Consider the following 20663-nt stretch of genomic DNA (forward strand, 5'->3'; position numbering starts at 1 on the left):
TCCGACGCCACACATTACCGGCCAGATGCGCTCAGACCGGCACCTCGCTGGTGGCGGGCGGAGACCATGGTGGCGCGCTGGACCTCAGGGCGCAGGGACCAAGACGTCCCGGACCAGCGCGTCGAGCTGGGCGTCGGCGTCGAGGAACTGGCGCAGCGTGCGCCGTGACGGACCGAACCCGGCGAACTCCTCGGGCGCGAGGCCGTCGGGCTCGTGGGCGGCGCGGAAGTCGGGGAGCGTGCGCAGCGTGTCGAGGACCTCGGGGTCGACGGGGGAGTCGATGCGCGCCGGCAGGGCGAGGCCGGCGTGGTTGATCGACTCCTGCCACTCGAACGGCGGGGAGATCACCAGGTCGCCGCCCACCAGCTCCGACAGGTGCAGGTGGGTGCGGAACGCCGCAGACAGGACGCGGGTGCGGTAGCCGCGCTCCGTGAAGATCCGGTAGGCGTTCTTGAGCGCCGCGACGCCCGCCCAGTCGAGCACCCCTGGCGGCAGGAGCAGGCCCTCGCGCGCGGCGACGATCTTGAGCCAGTCGTCGAGCCGGCCGCCCATGATGGTCGCGACGGCGCCCGTCTCCTCGACCGGCAGGCCCTCGCGCTCGCGGCGGTCGAGGCCACGCTCGACGGCCTCGGCGACGGCCACCGCCTGGGCGACGGTGAACGAGACGGTCGCGTTGACGCTCACGCCGCGGAAGGTCGCCTCCTCGATCGCCTCGACGCCGACCTTCGTCGCGGGGATCTTCACGATGATGTTCGGCGCCAGCGCGGCGAACTGCTCGGCCTGGCGCACCAGGGCGGCGGCGTCCCGGTGCAGGCGCGGGTCGGTCTGGACCGACAGCCGGCCGTTCCGGCCGGCGGACGCCTCGAAGGCGGGCAGCAGCAGGCGGGCGGCGTCGATGCTGAGCTCCTGGACCACCGTCCAGCCGAGCTCGGACTCGGTGGCGGTGGGCCGCTCGTCGGCGAGGGTGCGCAGCCGGGCTGTCCAGCGGGGCAGGTCGGCCGTGATCGCGGCGAGCGCGATCACGGGGTTGCAGGTCGCGCCGACGGCGCCCCAGGAGATGGCGCGGCCGAGCTGCTCGGGGTCCGCCGAGTCGTTCCACAGGGCGGTCTGCGGGTGCTCGCGCGTCATGCGCGCCAGCGGAGTCCTGTCGCCGGTGACATCGGTCGTGGCGGTGTCGAGCGCTTGGGTCACGGGTCCTCCGAGGTGCGTAGGTCGACGGCGCATGCCCGTACCCGGGTCCGCGGCGTCGCGGGGTTCGGCTCGGCCCATTCGATCGCGGGTCCTGGCAACCTGTCAACCGAATGTCAGGACAAAGATCATCCGAACCGCACGCCGTGCACCGCGGGACGGCCGGTCAGCTCGCGAACAGCGTGGTGTCGAACATGTACCGGGAGGCGCGGTAGATGTGCTGCCCGAACTCGATGCCGTGGCCCGAGTCGTCGTACGCCGTGCGCTCCATGGTCAGCAGCGCCGCGCGCGGCTTCTCGCCGAGCACACGGGCCTCGGCCGCCGTCGCCGTGCGGGCGCCGATGCGCTGCCGCGCCACCTTTGGCTTGGCGCCGCGGGCGCGCAGCAGGTCGTACAGCCCGTTCGTCGCGAGGTCCTCGGCGCTGGGAGCTATGTCCGGCGGGAGATAGTTGGTGAGCACCGCCAGCGGCTCGCCGTCGGCCATGCGCAGGCGCCGGATCATGACGACGTCGCTGCCCTCGGGCACCTCGAGCGCCTCGGCGACCTCGGCGGTCGCGAGCACGGCCCGGTGCTCGAGCACCTCGGTGCTGGGCTTGCGGCCGGACTTCGACAGGTCGTCGTGCAGGCTGGTCAGCTCGACCGGGCGGCGCACGCGCGTGGGGGCGACATGCGTCCCGACCCCGCGCTGGCGGACGAGGCGGCCGCGCTCGACCAGGTCCTGCAGCGCCTGGCGCGCGGTGGGGCGCGAGATGCCGAGGCGGGCGGCCAGCGCCACCTCGTTCTCGAGGAATTCGCCGGGCACCATCCGCCCGTCATCGATCGCTGCGTCGATGGCGGTGGCAACCTGGTGGTACAGGGGCACCGGGCTCGACCGATCGAGGTCGATGCGCAGCGGCTGGGACACGGAGGGCCTCCTTGCGGTGGTCTGGCTGTGGAAGAAGTCTAGCCGTGAATGGTATTGAAGACGGGATGTTCAAATGTCAGGACAAATTCTTGACAGGATGGCGGGTCGCAGAGCAGGGTCGAGTCACCGGCGGCACCGGTGGTGCGCGCGGATCCGCGACGACGGGGATGAGGAAGCATGACAGTTCGCGACGAGGCCAGGGCACCGGACGTGCTCGCTATCGGTCGCATCGGGGTGGACGTCTACCCGCTGCAGAGCGGTGTCGGGCTGGAGGACGTGGAGTCGTTCGGCAAGTACCTCGGGGGGAGCCCGACGAACGTCGCGGTGGCCGCCGCTCGGCTGGGCCACGCCGTCGCCGTCGTCACCGGCGTGGGGGAGGACCCCTTCGGCCGGTACGCGCGGCGCGAGCTCGGCAGGTTCGGGGTGGACGACCGGTACGTCGTGGTGGTGCCCGAGCTGCACACCCCCGTCACGTTCTGCGAGATCTTCCCGCCCGACGACTTCCCGCTCTGGTTCTACCGGTCGCCGTCGGCCCCCGACCTGCGGATCACGCCGGACGACGTCGACGTCGACGCCGTGCGGTCGGCCCGCCTGCTCTGGCTCACCGGCACCGGGCTGAGCGAGGAGCCCAGCCGGTCCGCGCACCACGCCGCCCTCGCCGCGCGCGGCCGGTCCGGCCACACGGTCCTCGACCTGGACTACCGCCCCATGTTCTGGGCCGACGTCGAGGCGGCGCGCGAGCAGCTCCGCGCCGTGCTGCCGCACGTGACGATAGCCGTGGGCAACCGGGAGGAGTGCTTCGTCGCCGTCGGCGAGGAGGACCCGGACCGGGCCGCAGACGCGCTGCTGGCCACCGGTGTGCAGATCGCGGTGGTCAAGCAGGGCCCCCTCGGGGTCCTGGCCAAGACCCGCGACGAGCGGGTGGTCGTGCCGCCGGTCGTCGTCGACGTCGTCAACGGGCTCGGTGCCGGGGACGGATTCGGCGGGTCGCTGTGCCACGGGCTGCTGCAGGGCTGGTCGCTCGAGCGGACGCTGCGGTTCGCCAACGCCGCGGGCGCGATCGTCGCCGCGCGGCTGGAGTGCTCGACGGCGATGCCGACTCCTCCCGAGGTCGAGCACCTGCTGGCCACCGGCGAGGTCCCGGCGCAGGAGACCAGGGCTCCCGCCGAGGTCCGGGAGCGTGCGGCCGGGCCGTCGGGTGCGCCGACCGCACTGACCGTGGACGACGTCGTCGAGCTGCGGCTGCGCGACCCGCGGGCGCTGCGGGCGCGGCTCCTGGCCCGGCCGCGGCACCCCGGCCCGGTCCCCGGCGAGCGGTTCCTCGTCATCGCCGCCGACCACCCGGCGCGCGGCGCCGTGGCGGTGGGGGACGACCCCATGGCGATGGCCGACCGGCGCGACCTCCTGCGCCGCACCGCCGTCGCCCTGGGCCGGCCGGGCGTCGGGGGCTTCCTCGGCACCGCCGACCTCGTCGAGGAGCTCGCCGCGCTCGGGGCGCTGGACGGCAAGCTCGTCTACGGGTCCATGAACCGGGGCGGCCTGGCGGGCTCGGCGTTCGAGCTGGACGACCGCTTCACCGGCTACGACGCCCGCGGCGTGGCCGAGGCGGGCCTGGACGGCGGCAAGATGCTGCTGCGGATCGACCCGCAGGACCCCGCGTCCGTGGTCACGCTGGAGGCGTGCGCCCGCGCCGTGGACGAGCTCGCCGACCGGGGCCTGGTCGCCATGGTCGAGCCGTTCGTCTCCCGGCGCGTGGACGGGCGCGTGCGCAACGACCTGACGCCCGACGCCGTCATGCGCTCCATCGCCATCGCGTCCGGCCTGGGGCGCACGTCGGCCTATACCTGGCTCAAGCTGCCCGTCGTGGCGGACATGGAGCGCGTCCTGTCGGCGTCCACCCTGCCCGCGCTCATCCTCGGCGGGGACGTCACCGGGGACCAGGACGCCGCCATGGCAGGCTGGGCCAAGGCGCTCCAGCTGCCGACCGTGCGCGGCCTGGTCATCGGCAGGTCCCTGCTGTACCCGCCGGGCGGCGACGTCGCGGCGGCCGTCGACGAGGCGGTGACGCTGCTGTGAACGACCTCGTGCTGAGAGCGGGCGTCCCCGACGCGCGCACCGGCGGCGCCGTCGCCGAGATCACCCCCGAGCGGGCCGGCTGGGGCTACAGCGGCCTCCTCGTCCACGAGATCGCCGACGGCGGTCGCCTCGACCTGGCGCTCACCGCCGACGAGGCGGTGGTCGTGCCGCTGCGCGGGAGCCTGCGCCTGGAGGTGACCGACCCCGGCGGGCAGCGGCACGACCTGCGGCTGGCGGGGCGCCCGGGCGTCTTCGCGGGGCCCGCGGACACCGCTTACCTGCCGGTCGGCTCGACGGTGACCGTGCGGCCCGACGGCGCGAGCGACGGCTCGGGCGACGACGCGGACGGCGGCACCGACGGCGGCTCGGCCAGGGTCGCGGTGGCCACCGCACGCGCCGGGCGGGTGCTGCCGGTGCAGGTGCTGCGGGCGCAACAGGTGCCGGTCGACCTGCGCGGTGCGGGCCGGGCCAGCCGGCAGGTGCACAACTACACCATCGGCACCGGCGTCGAGGTGGACCGGATCCTGGTGTGCGAGGTCGTCACGCCAGGGGGCAACTGGTCCTCCTACCCGCCGCACAAGCACGACGCACACAGCGACGTCCCGGGCCACGAGGAGCGCGAGCTCGAGGAGATCTACTACTTCGAGGTCGCCGAGGGCCCCTCCGGTCCCGGGCTGGCGTACCACCGCGTGTACGGCACACCCGACCGGCCGATCGACGTCGCGGCCGAGGTGCGCACCGGCGACACGGTCCTGGTCCCGCACGGCTACCACGGGCCGTCCGCCGCGGCGCCGGGCTACGACCTGTACTACCTCAACGTCATGGCGGGCCCGGCCGACGACGGCACCTGGCTGTCCGTCGACGACCCGGCCCACCACTGGGTGCGCGAGACCTGGGAGACGGAGCCCGTCGACCCGCGCCTCCCGCTGGGCGCGGTCCCGGACCGCGCGCCCGCCACGTCCCCGACCACGGATCTCACCGAGGAGTCCACGTGAGCAGCAACACCCCGAGCGCCACACCAGCCACCAGCACCGCGAGCGCCAACACGGCCCCCGGCGTCACCGGCGCCACCGGCGCCACCGTCCGCCTCACCGTAGGGCAGGCCCTGGTCCGCTTCCTCGCGCACCAGCACACCGAGCGCGACGGCGTGACCCAGCGGCTGTTCGCCGGCGCGTTCGGCATCTTCGGGCACGGCAACGTCGCCGGGTTCGGGCAGGGGCTCCTGCAGGCGCACGTCGAGGCCGCCGAGGCCGGCGTGCCCGCGGGCGAGCCGGGACCCGACGAGCTGCCCTACCTGCTGGCCCGCAACGAACAGGGCATGGTGCACGCCGCCGTCGGCTACGCCCGCACCAAGGAGCGCCTGCAGACCTTCGTGTGCACCGCCTCGATCGGCCCGGGCTCGACCAACATGGTCACCGGCGCCGCCCTCGCCACTGTCGACCGCATCCCCGTGCTCCTGCTGCCCTCGGACGTCTTCGCCAACCGGGTGCCCGACCCGGTCCTGCAGCAGCTGGAGCACCCCGGCGGCCCCGACGTGACCGTCAACGACGCCTTCCGGCCGGTCTCGCGGTACTTCGACCGGATCTGGCGGCCCGAGCAGCTGCTCGGCTCCGCCCCGGCGGCGATGCGCGTGCTCACCGACCCGGCCGAGACCGGGGCCGTCACGATCTGCCTCCCGCAGGACGTGCAGGCCGAGGCGTTCGACTGGCCGGTCGAGTTCTTCCGCGACCGCGTGTGGCACGTCGCCCGCCCGGTGCCGGAGCCCGCGGCGCTGGCGCGCGCGGCCGAGGTGATCCGCTCGGCGAGGCGGCCGCTCGTCGTCGCCGGTGGTGGCGTCGTCTACTCCGGGGCGAGCGAGGCGCTGCGCGCCTTCGCCACGGCCACGGGCATCCCCGTCGCCGACACGCAGGCGGGCAAGGGTGCGATCCCGTGGGACGACCCGCTGGCCGTCGGGGGCGTGGGCGCGACGGGCAACGACGCCGCCAACGCGCTCGCGGCCACCGCTGACGTCGTCATCGGCGTCGGCACCCGCTACACGGACTTCACCACGGCGAGCCACACCGCCTTCCGCGACCCCGGCGTGCGGTTCGTCAACCTCAACGTCGCCGCGTTCGACGCCGCCAAGCACTCGGCGGAGATGGTCGTCGCCGACGCCCGCGAGGGGCTCGCCGCGCTCACCGAGGCCCTCGCCGGGTACGGCACGGACGAGGAGTACCGGGCCGAGATGACGCGGCGGGTGGCCGACTGGCAGGCGGTCACCGACCGCTGCTACCACTTGGGGCACGGCCCGCTGCCCGCCCAGACCGAGATCTTCGGGGCGCTCAACGAGCTGATGGGCGACGAGGACATCGTCATCAACGCAGCCGGCTCGATGCCCGGCGACCTGCAGGCCCTGTGGCGGGCCCGGACGCCTTCGCAGTACCACCTGGAGTACGGCTACTCCTGCATGGGGTACGAGATCCCGGCGGCGATGGGCGCCAAGCTCGCCGCACCCGACCGGGAGGTGGTCGCGATCGTCGGCGACGGCACCTACCAGATGCTCCCGCAGGAGCTGGCGACCATCGTCTCCGAGCGGATCAAGGTGATAGTGGTGCTGCTGCAGAACCACGGGTTCGCCTCGATCGGGGCGCTGTCGGAGTCCCGCGGCTCACAGCGCTTCGGCACCCGCTACCGGATGCGCAACCCCGAGACCGGCCAGCTCGACGGTAGCGAGGTGCCACTCGACCTGGTGCGCAACGCCGAGAGCTTCGGCGTCGACGTGCAGGTCGCCAAGAGCGTCGACGACTTCCGGGCGGCGTTCCGCACGGCCGTCGCGTCGGACCGTGCGACCCTCATCCACGTCGAGACCGACCTCTACGGACCGAACCCGCCCGGGTCGAGCTGGTGGGACGTGCCCGTGAGCGAGGTCTCCACCCTGCCCAGCACCCAGTCCGCACGCGCCGAGTACGACACGGCCCGCGCACCACAGCGTCACTACCTGTGACCGTCCACCGCACCACACGACACCGCCAGACCACACCGCCCAGACCACACCGCCCAGACCAAGCACGAGCGAGGTTTCTCATGTCCCTGATCACCCACTGGATCAACGGCAAGCCGGTCGACCCGTCCGGCGACCGCACCCAGCCCGTCTTCAACCCCGCGACGGGCGCCGAGATCGCGCGCCTCGGGCTGGGCACCGCCGCCGACGTCGACCGCGCAGTCGCCTCGGCCGCCGAGGCCTTCGAGACCTGGTCGCAGTACTCGCTCGGCAAGCGCACCGCCGTGCTGTTCAAGTTCCGCGAGCTGCTCGCCGAGCACACCGACGAGCTGGCGCGCCTGGTCAGCCGTGAGCACGGCAAGGTCGTCTCCGACGCCGCGGGGGAGGTCGGCCGCGGCCTGGAGGTCGTGGAGTTCGCCTGCGGAATGCCGCAGCTCCTCAAGGGGGAGTACTCGGAGCAGGCCGCCACGGGCGTCGACGTCTACTCGTTCCGGGAGCCGCTCGGAGTGGTCGCGGGCATCACGCCGTTCAACTTCCCGGCCATGGTGCCGCTGTGGATGAGCCCGGTGGCCATCGCCACGGGCAACACGTTCGTGCTCAAGCCGTCCGAGCGGGACCCCTCCGCGTCGCTCTTCCTCGCGGACCTGTGGCAGCGGGCCGGGCTGCCCGACGGCGTGTTCAACGTCGTCCAGGGCGACAAGGAGGTCGTGGACGCGATCCTGCACCACGACGACGTCGCTGCCGTCTCGTTCGTCGGCTCGACCCCGATCGCGCAGTACATCCACGCCACGGCCACCGCCGAGGGCAAGCGCGTGCAGGCGCTCGGCGGCGCGAAGAACCACGGCGTCGTCCTGGCCGACGCCGACCTCGACGACGCCGTCGACCACCTGACGGCGGCGGCCTTCGGCGCGGCCGGCGAGCGCTGCATGGCGATCTCCGTCGCGGTGGTCGAGGACTCGGTGGCCGACGAGTTCGTCGAGAAGCTCGCGGCCAAGGCCCGCGCGGTCAACGTCACGGCGGGCGACCAGCCGGGCGCCGACATGGGCCCCGTCATCACCGCCGCGGCCAAGGAACGCATCGAGGGGCTGATCGGCACCGCCGAGCGCGACGGCGCCGAGCTGGTCGTCGACGGCCGCGGCCACACCGTGCCGGGCTACGAGGGCGGCTTCTTCGTCGGCCCGACGGTGATCGACCGGGTCGCCCCGGAGCACGAGGTCTATCGCGTGGAGGTCTTCGGGCCCGTCATCGACGTCGTGCGCGTGTCCGGCCTGACCGAGGCGATCGACGTGATCAACGCGAACCCCTACGGCAACGGCACGGCGGTCTTCACGAGCTCGGGCGAGTCCGCCCGCACCTTCCAGCGCGGGGTCCACGTGGGCATGATCGGCGTCAACGTGCCGATTCCCGTCCCGGTCGCCTGGCACTCGTTCGGCGGCTGGAAGGACTCTCTGTTCGGCGAGAGCCACATCTACGGCCCCGAAGGCATCCGCTTCTACACGCGCGGCAAGGTCGTCACGCAGCGCTGGCCGCACCGCGCCCAGCGGACGGAGGCGTCGTACCACTTCTCGGGGGACTCGCAGAAATAGGAGCGATTTGACCTGTCGTAAATATGTCTTGACATAAGCCGACGTGCCGGTAGCGTGGGGCACGCAGATCCTTCACAACGACGTGACACACAAGGAGCTTCGCCCGTGAACAGATCACCCCTCGCCCGTGCACTCGCCCTGGGCGGCGTGCTGGCGCTGTTGCTCACCGCCTGCTCGGAGGGCGGCCGGCAGCAGGAGGACGACGCTGCGCCCGCCGCTGCCGAGACGACCATGACCGCCGTGATGGTCACCCACGCCGGGCCCGGAGACACGTTCTGGGACATCGCGCGCCGGGGCGCCGAGGCCGCGGCCGAGCGCTACGGCGTCGACCTGCAGTACTCGGGTGACCCGGACGCCGCGCGCCAGAGCCAGCTCGCCCAGCAGGCGGTCGACCAGGGGACGGACGGCCTGGCGCTGACCTTCTCCAAGGGGGAGGCGATGCAGGGCGTGACGCAGAACGCCGTCGACGCGGGCATCCCCGTCGTCGGCTTCAACGGCGGCATGGAGGACGCGCTCGACTACGGCGCGTTCACCTTCGTCGGCCAGGACGACGGCCTCGCCGGCGAGGCGCTCGGCGACCTGCTCGCCGAGGAGGGCTTCACGCACCCGATCTGCGTCATCCACGAGCAGGGCAACGTCGGCCTGGATGCGCGCTGCGCAGGGGTGAAGGAGAAGATCCCGGATACCGAGGTGCTGTACGTGCAGGGCACGGACATGACGCAGGTGAGCTCGACCGTGACCGCCAAGCTCCAGTCCACCGCCGACGCCGACGTCATCATCGGCCTCGGGGCGCCCTTCACGCTCACCATCCTGGACGCGGTCGAGGAGACCGGGTCGGAGGCGAAGGTGGCCTCCTTCGACCTGAACGCGGACCTCGCCCAGGCGGTGGTCGACGGCGACGTGCTCGCCACCGTCGACCAGCAGCCCTACCTGCAGGGCTACATAGCCATCGAGTCGCTGTGGCTGCAGCACAACGGCGGCTTCGTGCTCGGCGGTGGCCAGCCCGTCTACACCGGCCCGGCGATCATCGACAAGGACAACGCCGAAGACGTCCTGAAGGGCGCGCAGGACGGTATCCGCTGAACGCCGCCCGGGCGCGGCGTCACCGCGCCCGGGCACATCTTCGAAGGAGAAGACCCCCACATGGCCACAGCCACCACCCCCGCCCCGGCGGCGTCGCCGACCGCCGACGAGCGCCTCGTGCGCCGCTCGGCAGTCGCCCGGCTCCTCGCGCGGCCCGAGATGGGCGCCGTCGTCGGCGCCGTCGCCGTGTTCGCGTTCTTCGCCGCCGTAGCGCCGGTCTTCACCCAGCTCTCGTCGGTCGCGACGGTGCTGTACGGGGCCTCGACCATCGGCATCATGGCCGTCGGCGTCTCGCTGCTCATGATCGGCGGCGAGTTCGACCTGTCCACCGGCGTCGCGGTCGTGTTCTCTGCGCTGACCGCCGCCCAGTTCTCCTGGTTCCTCGGCACGAACGTGTGGGTGGGGGTCGGCGTCGCCCTCGTCGTGTCGCTGGGGCTCGGGTTCCTCAACGGCTACCTGCTGGTCGTGACCAAGCTGCCCTCGTTCATCGTCACGCTCGCGACGTTCCTCATGATCACCGGGATCAACCTGGGCGTCACAAGGCTCGTGGCCGGCGGGGTGTCGAGCCCGTCGATCGCCTCGATGGACGGCTTCGAGTCCGCGCGCTCGGTGTTCGCCGCCAAGATCAGCTTCCTCGGCGTGCGCTGGGAGGTGACGGTCCTGATCTGGCTGGCCCTCGTGGTGATCGCCACCCACCTGCTGGTCCGCACCCGCGTCGGCAACTGGATCTTCGCGGCCGGCGGGGACGACCTGGCGGCCTCGGCGGTGGGCGTCCCCGTCAAGCGCACCAAGATCGGCCTGTTCGTCGGGGTCGGGCTGTGCGCGTGGCTGCTCGGCATGCACAACCTGTTCGCGTTCGGCACCGTGCAGTCCGGCGAGGGCGTGGGCAACGAGTTCCTCTACATTATCGCCGCGGTCATCGGGGGCTGCCTGCTGACCGGCGGCTACGGCTCGGCGGTCGGCGGAGCGCTGGGCGCCCTGATCTTCGGCATGGTCAACAAGGGCATCGTCTACGCGCAGTGGAACCCCGACTGGTTCAAGTTCTTCCTCGGCCTGATGCTCCTGCTGGCCACGATCGTCAACCTCGTCGTCAAGAAGCGGGCGGAGCAGCGATGACCACCACTACCGGAACCTCCCTCGTCACGATGCGCGGGGTCGGCAAGCGGTACGGCAACATCCTCGCCCTGCAGGACGTCGACCTCGACGTCCAGGCGGGCCGCGTCACCTGCGTGCTGGGCGACAACGGCGCCGGCAAGTCCACGCTGATCAAGATCATCGCCGGCCGGCACCAGCATTCCGAGGGCGTGCTGGAGATCCACGGCGAGGAGCGGACCCTCGGCTCGCCGCGCGAGGCCCTCGACCTCGGCATCGCCGCCGTCTACCAGGACCTCGCGGTGGTCCCGCTCATGCCCGTGTGGCGCAACTTCTTCCTGGGCTCCGAGCTGACCAAGGGGAGAGGCCCCGCCCGCATCCTCGACGTCAAGAAGATGCAGCGGATCGCCAAGCAGGAGCTGCTCGACATGGGCATCGACCTGCGGGACGTGAACCAGCCGATCCACCAGCTCTCGGGCGGCGAGCGGCAGTGCGTGGCGATCGCGCGCGCCGTGTACTTCGGTGCCAGGGTGCTGATCCTGGACGAGCCCACCGCCGCGCTCGGGGTCAAGCAGTCGGGAGTGGTGCTGCGCTACGTGCTGCGGGCCCGCGACCGCGGCCTCGGCGTCGTCTTCATCACCCACAACCCGCACCACGCCTACCCCGTCGGGGACCGGTTCCTGCTGCTCAAGCGGGGCCGCCCGCTCGGGTACCACGAGAAGAAGGACGTGACGCTCGACGAGCTGACGTCGCAGATGGCCGGCGGCGCCGAGCTCGAGGAGCTGGCGCACGAGCTGGAGCAGACGGACGCCGACAGCGCGCTCATCGCCGACGTCCGGGCCGCCGAGGTGTGAGCCGGGGTCCGAGCAGTACCGCGACAGGTCCCGGGCAGGCCGGGACCACCAAGTGCTCCAAGGAGAAACCATGCGCATAGCGCTCATCGGCGCCGGCCGGATCGGCGCCGTCCACGCCCGTTCGGTGGCCGCGTCGCCCGACACAGAGCTCGTGCTCGTCGCCGACCCCGTCGACGGCGCCGCCGAGCGCCTCGCCTCGGCGTACGGCGCGGCGGCCACCACCGACGTCGGGGACGTGTTCGCCGACGACGCCGTGGACGCCGTCGTCGTCGGGTCGCCTACCGCCTACCACGTCGAGCAGATCGTCGCCGCCGTCGAGGCGGGCAAGGCGGTCCTGGTCGAGAAGCCGGTGGACCTCGATCTCGGGCGTGCGGACCGGTGCCTGGCCCAGGTGGGCGACCGGGCCGACCGCGTCATGCTCGGGTTCAACCGCCGGTTCGACGCGGCCCTCGCGGAGATCCACCGCCGGGCGGGCGCCGGTGAGATCGGGGACATCGAGCAGCTCACGATCATCAGCCGCGACCCCGCGCCGCCGCCCGTCGAGTACCTCGCGGCCTCGGGCGGGATCTTCCGCGACATGACCATCCACGACCTCGACATGGCGCGGTTCTTCCTCGGTGACATCGTCGCCGTCCAGACGGTGCCGCAGCGCCTGGACCCGGCATTCGCAAAGACCGATGACTTCGACGCCGCCGTCGTGACCCTCACCGCCGCCTCGGGCGCCGTGGCGACGATCATCAACAGCCGGCACTGTGCGGCCGGGTACGACCAGCGCCTGGAGGCGTTCGGGCCGCGCGGGGCGCTGCGGGTGGAGAACCACACCGCGACGTCAGTGGTGCTCGACGCCGCGGGATCCTCGGGCGCCCGCGGCCCGTACCTGGACTTCTTCCTCGCACGGTACGCCGACGCGTACGCGAGCGAGCTGGCCGCGTTCGTGGCCGCCGTGCGCGACGGCGCCGCGCCGTCCCCGTCGCTGCTCGACGGGCGCCAGGCGCTGGCGCTGGCCGACGCCGCGACGGAGTCCGCCCGCACGGGCCGCAGCGTGGCCCCGGCACCCGTCCCGGCGCCGTCTGCGGTTGTCTGACCCGTACGACCCACAAGGCTGAGAGAGAGTGAAATGACCAGCAAGGCACGCAACACCGACCCCCGGTTCAGCAGGCTCACCGTCGGCGTCTGCCCCGACCAGTGGGGCGTGTGGTTCCCCGAGGACGAGAAGCAGATCCCCTGGGAGCGCGCGCTGGCCGAGATGGCCGAGGCCGGCTTCGAGTACATGGAGACGGGCCCGTACGGCTACTTCCCCACGGATCCGAAGCGCCTGCGCAAGGTCATGGACGACAACGGCTTCACCGTGGTCGCCGGCACCGGCTGGGGCATCCTGCACAAGGCCGAGGCCTGGGCGGAGACCGAACGGACCTTCCGGGCCATCGCGGAGACCCACGCGGCGGTCGGCGCGGAGTACATAGTCCACCTGCCCCCGCTGTTCCGCGACGACAAGACCTGGGAGTGGACGGACGACCGCGTGCTGACGCCGGACGCCTGGAAGCTCTACATCGAGAACGCCAACCGGCTCGGCCAGATCCTCAAGGACGAGTACGGGCTGAAGATGGCGCTGCACCCGCACGGGGACAGCCACATCGAGACGCCCGAGGACATCGCGCGGGTGTTCGACGCCACCGACCCCGCCTACGTGAACCTCTGCCTCGACACCGGCCACATCGTCTACGGCGGGGGCGACCCGCTGGAGATCGTGCGCACCTACCCCGACCGCATCGCCTACGTGCACATCAAGGCGTTCGACGTCGAGCTGACCGAACAGGCGCACCGGGAGGACTGGCCCTTCGGCGAGGCGGTCGCGCGCGGCGCGTCGGTCCGGCCACCGGCCGGTGCGCCCGACATGAAGGAGCTCGTCGCCGCGCTGGCCGGCCTGGACAAGGACCTGTACGTGGTCTGCGAGCAGGACCTGTACCCCTGCGACCCGCGGCTGCCGCTGCCGAACGCCGTCATGACCCGGCAGTACCTGGCCTCGTGCGGCCTGGGCCTGCTCTGACCTGGGCGTGTACATGGGGGGCGCTGACGTGGGAGGCGCTGACGTGGGAAGTGCTGACGTGGGAGACGCTGACGTGGGAGACGCTGACATGACGGAACGCCGCCGGATCGGCGTCGGGCTGATCTCGGCAGGCTGGATGGGCGCCGTCCACTCGCACGCCTACCGGGCGCTGGGGGAGAAGTACCCGGAGCTCGAGGTCGACATCGACACCGTGATCGTCGCCGACACCTCCGCAGTCAACGCCGAGGCGGCCCGCCGCCGCTTCGGCTACGGGGAGGCGACCGCCGACTACCGTGACGTGCTGGCCCACCCCGACGTCGACGTCGTGTCGATCTGCGGGCCCAACTACCTGCATCGCGAGCACGCGCTCGCGGCGGCTGCGGCCGGCAAGCCGTTCTGGGTCGAGAAGCCCATGGTAACCTCGGCGGGGCAGTCGCAGGACATCGCCGACGCCGCACGGGACGCGGGGCTGGTCACCGCCGTCGGGTTCAACTACCGGCACGCGCCCGCGGTGGAGCACCTGCGGTCGCTGGTCCGCTCGGGCCGGCTCGGCCGGGTCAGGAACGTCCGCGTGGTGCTCGACGCCGACTACTCGTCGTCGCCGGCCGGGCCGCGCACCTGGCGGTTCGTGCGCGAGACGGCGGGGTCGGGGGTGCTCGGCGACCTGCTCAGCCACGGCTTCGACCTGGCGCAGTACGTCGTCGCCCCGGTGCGCGAGGTCACGGCGCTGACGGAGACGTTCATCCGGGAGCGGCCCGCGCCGGTAGGCGGCGGCGTCGGCCACCAGGCGAGCGGCGACCTCGGCGGGGAGCTGCTGCCCGTGGAGAACGAGGACCACGCGGCGGTGCTCGCGCGCCTGGACGGCGGCGCCGTGGCGACGTTCGAGTCCTCCCGCGTGGCGATCGGGCCGCGGTGCGGGTACGGCATCGAGGTGTTCGGCAGCGCGGGCACCGCCCGGTGGGACTTCGAGCGGATGAACGAGCTCGAGGTCTGCCTCGGGCCGGGCGCCGCCGGGTACGGCTTCACGCGGGTGCTGACCGACGGGGCACACGGGGAGTTCGGCCGGTTCAACCCCGGCGGTGGCATGGGGCTGAGCTTCGAGGACCTCAAGGTCGTCGAGGGCGCGCGGTTCATCACCTCGGTGGTCACGGGCAGGCAGGTGGCGCCGTCCGTGGCGGACGGGCTGCAGGCCGCCCGGGTGGTGGCCGCCGCGGAGGCGTCGGCGGTCGACGGGCGGTGGCACGAGGTGCCCTCCCCGAGCGAGGGGGTCACGTACGGGGTGTAGCCCGGCGAGCGACGGGGTCTGAGCGCCACAGGATCCGATCGGTCCCGGAAGTGCTGTGACATCCCGGCCCGCCGTGCGTCTGAGGTGCATGACAGACACGACAGCTACGGTGACGTCGCCCACTGCCGGAACCAGCGCCCTGGTTGCGCTCGACATCGATGGCACTCTCCTGGGAACCGATATGACCGTTCCGGCCGTGACGGTCCAGGCGGTCAAGGAGGTGCGGCGGTCCGGGCACCATGTGGTGCTCGCCTCGGGCCGGTCCCTCGTGGGCGTGCTCCCCGTCGCCCGCCAGCTCGGCATCGACCAGGGCTGGGTCGTCGCCTCCAACGGCGCGGTGGTCGCGCGCGTCGGTCGTGCCCTGCCCGGCGGCTACCGGCTCGAGAAGGTGCACTCCTTCGACGTCGAGCCGGTGGTCCGCCTTGCCCGTGCTGCCATCCCCACGGTGCAGGTGGGGGTCGAGGAGATCGGCTGGGGCTACCGGGTCAACCGCCTCTTCGAGCGGGGGCTGGTGAACGGGCAGCAGCGCCGGGTCTCCGACACGGAACTGTGGAACGTGCCCGCCGCACGCGTCATCCTCCGGGCCGACGGGGTGCTGGCCCTGCGGGAGCCGTTGCGTGCGCTGGGAGTCACGCCGAGCCCTGCCGGGCCCGACTGGGTGGATGTCACACCGAGGTGCTTGAGCAAGGCGACGGCGCTCGAGCGGGTCCGCGAGCGCATCGGCGTGGATCCTGGGTCGACGGTCGCTGTGGGGGACGGGGTCAACGACCTGGAGATGCTCGCCTGGGCTGCGCGCGGCGTCGCGATGGGCCACGCGCCGGCCGACGTCATCGATGCCGCGGGCGAGGTCACCGGGACGGTCGAGGAGCACGGCGTCGTCGCGGTCCTGCGCACGCTGCGGTAGGCCGGTCAGCGACCCGATCGCGCCGCGAGGCCGTCGAGCACGCACTCCAGGCCGAACGTGAACTCGGCGTCGGGGTCGAGCTCCTCGGCCTCGAGGACGCGGCGGGCGATCATCGGGTGCTCGCCCGCCGCGAGCACCTCGGTGATGTAGGGGCCGACGCTGCGCTGCCACTGCTCCTCGGTCAGGCCGGTGCGCTGCTCGGCGCGCAGAGCGGCCTGCTGGGTGGCCACCGAGCCCAGCACGTACGCATGCAGGGTGCCGAGCGCCTGCGTGGCCAAGGTCATGTCGGGTGTGAGCGCGACGGCGGCGCGCATCGCGGACTCGGACCGCCGCAACCAGTTGGGGCCGAACGAGGGCCTGCCCGTCAGCTCGCCCGCCAGCCACGGGTGCCGCAGCAGGGTCGCGCGCGTCGCGTGTGCGACGGCGGCCAGGCCGGCACGCCAGTCCCCGGCGAGCTCGGGGAGCGGGTCCTCGCCCTGCACCGCGTCGACCATCAGGTCCACCAGCTCGTCCCGGTTGGTGATGTAGCGGTAGAGGGTTGCCGTCCCGGAACCGAGGTCGCTCGCGACGCGGCGCATCGACACCGCGGCCATGCCCTCGGCGTCGGCGACGGCCAGCGCGGCGGCCACGTACTGGTCCACCCCCGGCGCGCGGCGGCGCGGTTCGGGGCGCGGCCTGGTCCACACCGACGACGGAGCGGGTTCGGTCATCGCGTGGTTCCTTTCCTCGTTGACCGACATCTTACCTTCTGGCTACGGTGTAGCCATGACGAAGACGGTGTATCCAGAAGTGCCGGTGCTCGTGGTCGGGGGCGGCAGCGTCGGGCTGCTCACCACGGCTCTGCTCGCCCACCACGGCGTCCCCGCGGTGCTCGTCGAACGCAGGTCCGGGCCGTCGGTCCACCCGCGCGCGACCGGCATCGGGCCGCGCACCGTCGAGGCCCTCCGCGAGCTCGGGCTCGACGCCGCGGTCGACGCCGTCGCGGTCGACCTCCGTGGCGCCGCGGGCAAGGCGGTGGCGCGGACCGTCGTCGAGATGGGCGCGGGGGACGTCGTGACCGTGCCCATGCCGACCCCGTCCGCCGACGAGCTGGACGTGACGCCGTTCAGGCTGCGGGGCGTCTGCGCCCAGGACCGGCTCGACGCCGTGGTGACGGCCGACCTGGCGCGCCGCGGAGCGGACCTGCGCTGGTCGACCCGTCTGGTCGGTATCACGCAGGACGCCGACGGGGTCGACGTCGAGCTGGAGGGCCCAGACGGCCGCTACTCCCTGCGCTGCACCCGCGTGGTGGCCGCGGACGGCGCGCACAGCACCGTGCGGACCGCCCTCGGTGTGGGCACGTCCGGGGCGGGTGACCTGGGCACGTCGAAGATCAACATCCTGTTCCGCGCCGACCTCCGGCCCCACCTCCGTGGGCTGTCCTTCGCCACCTGCACGATCACCACGCCGGAGGCATCCGGTCTGCTGGTGACCGTGGACGGAGAGCGGGACTGGGTCTTCCACGTCACCTGCGACGTCGACGGCGGCGAGCGCCCCGAGGACTTCACGCCCGAGCGCTGCGCCGCGGTCGTCCGCGCGGCGGTCGGCGATCCGGACCTCGACGTCGAGGTGCGCAGCGTGCTCCCGTGGCGGCCCCGGAGCTCCCTGGCCGACCGCTTCGCCGTCGGCCGGGTGTTCCTCGTCGGGGACGCCGCGCACACCGTGTCGCCCCTGGGCGCGTTCGGCCTCAACACCGGCGTCGCTGACGCCCACAACCTGGCGTGGAAGCTGGCCGCGGTCCATCGCGGCGAGGCGGGAGCGGGCCTGCTCGACACCTACGCGCAGGAGCGTGAGCCGGTCGCCGCGGCGACGATCGACCAGGCGGCACGCCGGTACGCCGACCCCCGGCTGCACTGGGGGCGTGGACCCGAGGCCGACGAGGTCAGGGCGGCGGCGGGGGTGTGGGCGGCGCCGGTCGTGCACCTCGGCCAGCGGTACGACTCGACCGCCGTCGTCGACCCGCGGCCGGAGCTCCCGTCCACGGTGGACCTGGCGATGGCGCTGGACGGGTCGCCGGGTTCTCGGGTGCCTCACGCGTGGGTCGACGGCGTCTCCACGCTCGACCTGGTCGCGTCCCGGTGGACCCTGCTGGTGGGCACCGCGGGCGACCGGTGGTCCGCGGCCGCGGCGGAGACCGACCTGCCCGCGCACCGGGTCTCCGTACCGTGGCTGCCCGACGACGGGGCCCTGCTCGTGCGACCGGACGCGATAGTCGCGATGCGGGTCGCGGCACCGGTCCAGGACCCTGCGCGGTTCCTCGCCGGCGTCCTCGACCAGGTGCTGGCCAGGCCGGTCGCGGTGCCGAGCACCTGACCGTCCATGGTCGCCGGTGGGTCCGGCGGCCCTAGGTTCGTCTGTCTTCGTCCACGCTCCCGCTCAGGGCCTTGGCCTGCTCGTTGCCGACGTCGGTGATGCGCAGCAGGTAACGCTCGATCGTCTCGAGCTCGGTGGCGGTGAAGTCGTCCAACGCCAGGTTGAACGCGCGCCCCGGGTTCTCCCACGCCGCATCGACGGCTGAGATGCGTTCGGCCGTGAGCGAGACCAGCATCTTGCGCCGGTCCTGGGGGTCTGCTCGTCGTTCGACGAGGCCGGCTCTCTCCAGCCGGTCGACCAGACGGGTCGCGGATCCCGAGGTCAGTCCGGTCCGCTCGGCGATGGCACCGATCGTGTGCGGACCCGGCTCGAGAGTCAGCAGGCTCACGCACTGCAGATCAGTGGGGTGCAGCCCGACACGCTCGGCCAGCGCCTGGTTGAACGATGAGTACGCGGCGTGGTGACGACGCGCAGCCGTGTTCACGGCGTCGATCAGCTCGGTACGGCTTCGGTTTGACACTCCGGTTCGCTCCCTGCTCCACTAATGTCTGCGTCACGCAGAGACTGTGTGGCGCAGTATGTTCGAGAACAATCTAACAGGAGGATCCATGAGTACTCACGCCCCCGAGCAGCTGCGCTCGCTCTACGGCCGGTGGAGCGAGCTGTGGCGAGGCGACTTCAGCCACGCCGCAGAGATTCTCGACGCCGGCTTCGTCGTCCATCAGGCGCGCCCCGACGGCAGCGACTCGGAGCTCGTCACCGGCCCGGAGCGTCTGCTGCCCGAGATCGAGCAGACCATGGCGGCATTTGGCGAAATCGTCATCGACGTCGGCCTCGGGCCCTTTGTCGACGGCGACTTCGTCACCGCCCGCTGGACGATGAACGCCACCTACACCGGCGGCATCCCGCACGCCACCGCCCCCATCGGCACGCGGATCGCGTTCAGCGGTCACGACATCCTCCGCGTGGCCGACGGCAGGTTCGTCGAGTACTGGACCTGCACCGACATGCTCGACGGGCTGGCCCAGCTCGGCGCCGTGTCGGGTCCCAACGGGCCGGCCCACGCGGAGCTCTGACCGCGCGGGGTGCATCGCTCCACCCCTGGTCGCCGCAGGGCTGGTGCCTTGGCGGCCGGTGGTTCCGACCGGGTGAAGCGGGCGGTCGGGCGGCGTCGGCCGGTACCTGTTACCGGGCCGTCGCGTCGGTCGACCGGCGCACGACGAGCTGCGAGATCAGCGCGTCGTCGTCCTCGGGCTCGCGCCCGGCGATGCGCGCCAGCAGGTGCTCGACGGCGCGGCGGCCCTGGGCGACGAAGTCGACCCGGAGCGTCGTGAGCGGGGGAGAGAAGTATGCGGCGTCCGGGATGTCGTCGACCCCGGTGATGCTCATGTCCTCGGGAACCCGCAGGTCTCGTTCCCGGAGGGCGAGGAGGGCGCCGAGCGCCATCTGGTCGTTGGCGGCGACGACGGCGGTGAAGTCGAGGCTCGACGGCAGCGCCGAGACCACCTCATGGCCCGAGCGCGCGGTCCAGTCGCCGTGCACGACGCCGGCGGACACCAGGCCGTGGGCCGCGACGGCGGCCTCGAAGGCGCGGGCGCGGTTGCGTGCCGCCGACCAGGCCGAGGGGCCGGCGAGGTGCAGGAGGCGGCGATGGCCGAGCTCGGCCAGGTGGTCGATGAGGGCGGGGAACCCGACGCTGGTGAGCTGCGAGGGATGGTCGCTCGCGAACTCGTCCTCCTCGCCGGCGAGGAACGCGGGGACCCGAAAGTTGGCGGTGCCGAAGGCCTGTGCCATGTGATCGGTCGAGGCAAGGGCCAGCACGCCGGCAAGGTCGTGCTGCGTGACCGTCTGCAGCGCCCGGTCGATCTCGTCGGGATCGCCCATGTCGAGACTCAGGATGTCGAGCACGTAGCCGGCGTCGCGGGCGGCCTGCGCCGCGCCCTGGATGATCTTGCTCGGGCCGAACTGGTCGAGCTCGTGGGTCAGCGCGCCGATCCGCATCGACCGGCCGGTGGTCAGCGACCGGGCGGTCAGGTTCGGGCGGTACTCGAGCGCCGCGAGCGCCTCGACGACGCGCTCGCGCGTCGCCGGCCGGATGCCCTCGTAGCCCTGCAGGAACCGGTGCACGGTCTGGTGCGAGACCCGCGCCAGTGCCGCGACGTCGCGGATCGTCGCGGGCCGCCCCAGCTCCTCCGCCGAGGTGGCGACCGTTTCGGTGCCGGGTGCGGCCTCGGGCGCCGGGTCTTCCCGGGGCGCGTCCTGCGCCTCACCGGTCTCCAGCGGTGCGGTGCCGGGGGGCATGCGGTCTCCTT

The 20663-nt window shown here is 72.7% G+C and carries 17 protein-coding genes and 1 pseudogene; 13 read left to right on the top strand and 5 right to left on the bottom strand.

Features of this window, described 5'->3' with window-relative positions; genetic code table 11:
- Positions 1-84: 84 nt before the first annotated feature.
- Positions 85-1191, bottom strand: a complete 1107-nt coding sequence (locus C8K30_RS20270; RefSeq protein ID WP_369940590.1) for a transaldolase family protein — start codon at positions 1189-1191, stop codon at positions 85-87.
- A gap of 163 nt (positions 1192-1354) precedes the next feature.
- Positions 1355-2092, bottom strand: coding sequence for a GntR family transcriptional regulator (locus C8K30_RS20275; RefSeq protein ID WP_108494734.1), 738 nt, complete (start codon positions 2090-2092; stop codon positions 1355-1357).
- A 177-nt stretch (positions 2093-2269) separates the two neighbouring features.
- Between C8K30_RS20275 and iolC the strand changes: the two are divergent.
- The 11 genes and pseudogenes from iolC to C8K30_RS20330 all read left to right on the top strand — a co-directional run.
- Positions 2270-3226, top strand: a pseudogene (gene iolC, locus C8K30_RS20280) (5-dehydro-2-deoxygluconokinase); the annotation flags it as partial.
- A 938-nt stretch (positions 3227-4164) separates the two neighbouring features.
- The gene (iolB, locus tag C8K30_RS20285; protein ID WP_108494735.1) at positions 4165-5163 is read left to right on the top strand and encodes a 5-deoxy-glucuronate isomerase; all 999 of its coding nucleotides are present in this window, start codon (positions 4165-4167) and stop codon (positions 5161-5163) included.
- A gap of 110 nt (positions 5164-5273) precedes the next feature.
- The gene (iolD, locus tag C8K30_RS20290) at positions 5274-7151 is read left to right on the top strand and encodes a 3D-(3,5/4)-trihydroxycyclohexane-1,2-dione acylhydrolase (decyclizing) (RefSeq protein WP_233257341.1); all 1878 of its coding nucleotides are present in this window, start codon (positions 5274-5276) and stop codon (positions 7149-7151) included.
- 80 nt (positions 7152-7231) lie between these two features.
- On the top strand, positions 7232-8734 hold the full coding sequence (locus tag C8K30_RS20295; RefSeq protein WP_108494737.1) for a CoA-acylating methylmalonate-semialdehyde dehydrogenase: 1503 nt from the start codon (positions 7232-7234) through the stop codon (positions 8732-8734).
- A gap of 105 nt (positions 8735-8839) precedes the next feature.
- Positions 8840-9817, top strand: a complete 978-nt coding sequence (locus C8K30_RS20300) for a substrate-binding domain-containing protein (protein WP_233257312.1) — start codon at positions 8840-8842, stop codon at positions 9815-9817.
- A 60-nt stretch (positions 9818-9877) separates the two neighbouring features.
- A complete protein-coding gene (locus C8K30_RS20305) occupies positions 9878-10933 on the top strand; it encodes an ABC transporter permease (protein ID WP_108494738.1) in 1056 nt (351 codons plus the stop codon).
- Positions 10930-11763 (top strand): ATP-binding cassette domain-containing protein, encoded by an 834-nt coding sequence (locus C8K30_RS20310; protein ID WP_108494739.1) that lies wholly within the window; start codon positions 10930-10932, stop codon positions 11761-11763. Before C8K30_RS20305 ends, C8K30_RS20310 begins: the two co-directional genes overlap by 4 nt.
- Positions 11764-11833: 70 nt before the next feature.
- The gene (gene iolG, locus C8K30_RS20315) at positions 11834-12847 is read left to right on the top strand and encodes an inositol 2-dehydrogenase (protein WP_108494740.1); all 1014 of its coding nucleotides are present in this window, start codon (positions 11834-11836) and stop codon (positions 12845-12847) included.
- Positions 12848-12880: 33 nt separating this feature from the next.
- The gene (locus C8K30_RS20320; protein WP_108494741.1) at positions 12881-13810 is read left to right on the top strand and encodes a TIM barrel protein; all 930 of its coding nucleotides are present in this window, start codon (positions 12881-12883) and stop codon (positions 13808-13810) included.
- A gap of 88 nt (positions 13811-13898) precedes the next feature.
- On the top strand, positions 13899-15095 hold the full coding sequence (locus C8K30_RS20325) for a Gfo/Idh/MocA family protein (RefSeq protein ID WP_108494742.1): 1197 nt from the start codon (positions 13899-13901) through the stop codon (positions 15093-15095).
- 88 nt (positions 15096-15183) lie between these two features.
- On the top strand, positions 15184-15999 hold the full coding sequence (locus tag C8K30_RS20330; protein WP_233257313.1) for an HAD family hydrolase: 816 nt from the start codon (positions 15184-15186) through the stop codon (positions 15997-15999).
- Positions 16000-16004: 5 nt separating this feature from the next.
- Here the strand turns inward: C8K30_RS20330 and C8K30_RS20335 are convergent, their stop codons facing one another.
- The gene (locus C8K30_RS20335) at positions 16005-16709 is read right to left on the bottom strand and encodes a TetR/AcrR family transcriptional regulator C-terminal domain-containing protein (RefSeq protein WP_199230600.1); all 705 of its coding nucleotides are present in this window, start codon (positions 16707-16709) and stop codon (positions 16005-16007) included.
- 55 nt (positions 16710-16764) lie between these two features.
- Between C8K30_RS20335 and C8K30_RS20340 the strand changes: the two genes are divergently transcribed.
- The gene (locus C8K30_RS20340) at positions 16765-18351 is read left to right on the top strand and encodes an FAD-dependent monooxygenase (protein ID WP_108494743.1); all 1587 of its coding nucleotides are present in this window, start codon (positions 16765-16767) and stop codon (positions 18349-18351) included.
- A 31-nt stretch (positions 18352-18382) separates the two neighbouring features.
- On the opposite strand, the gene C8K30_RS20345 is transcribed toward C8K30_RS20340, so the two are convergent.
- Positions 18383-18871 (bottom strand): MarR family winged helix-turn-helix transcriptional regulator, encoded by a 489-nt coding sequence (locus C8K30_RS20345; RefSeq protein ID WP_108494744.1) that lies wholly within the window; start codon positions 18869-18871, stop codon positions 18383-18385.
- Positions 18872-18959: 88 nt separating this feature from the next.
- On the opposite strand from C8K30_RS20345, the gene C8K30_RS20350 reads away from it, so the two are divergent.
- Positions 18960-19427, top strand: a complete 468-nt coding sequence (locus tag C8K30_RS20350; protein ID WP_108494745.1) for an ester cyclase — start codon at positions 18960-18962, stop codon at positions 19425-19427.
- A gap of 109 nt (positions 19428-19536) precedes the next feature.
- Here C8K30_RS20350 and C8K30_RS20355 read toward each other — a convergent pair whose 3' ends face one another.
- Positions 19537-20652, bottom strand: a complete 1116-nt coding sequence (locus tag C8K30_RS20355; protein ID WP_108494746.1) for a LacI family DNA-binding transcriptional regulator — start codon at positions 20650-20652, stop codon at positions 19537-19539.
- Positions 20653-20663 lie beyond the last annotated feature (11 nt).

Source organism: Promicromonospora sp. AC04, assembly GCF_003058225.1.
Lineage (GTDB): Bacteria > Actinomycetota > Actinomycetes > Actinomycetales > Cellulomonadaceae > Promicromonospora.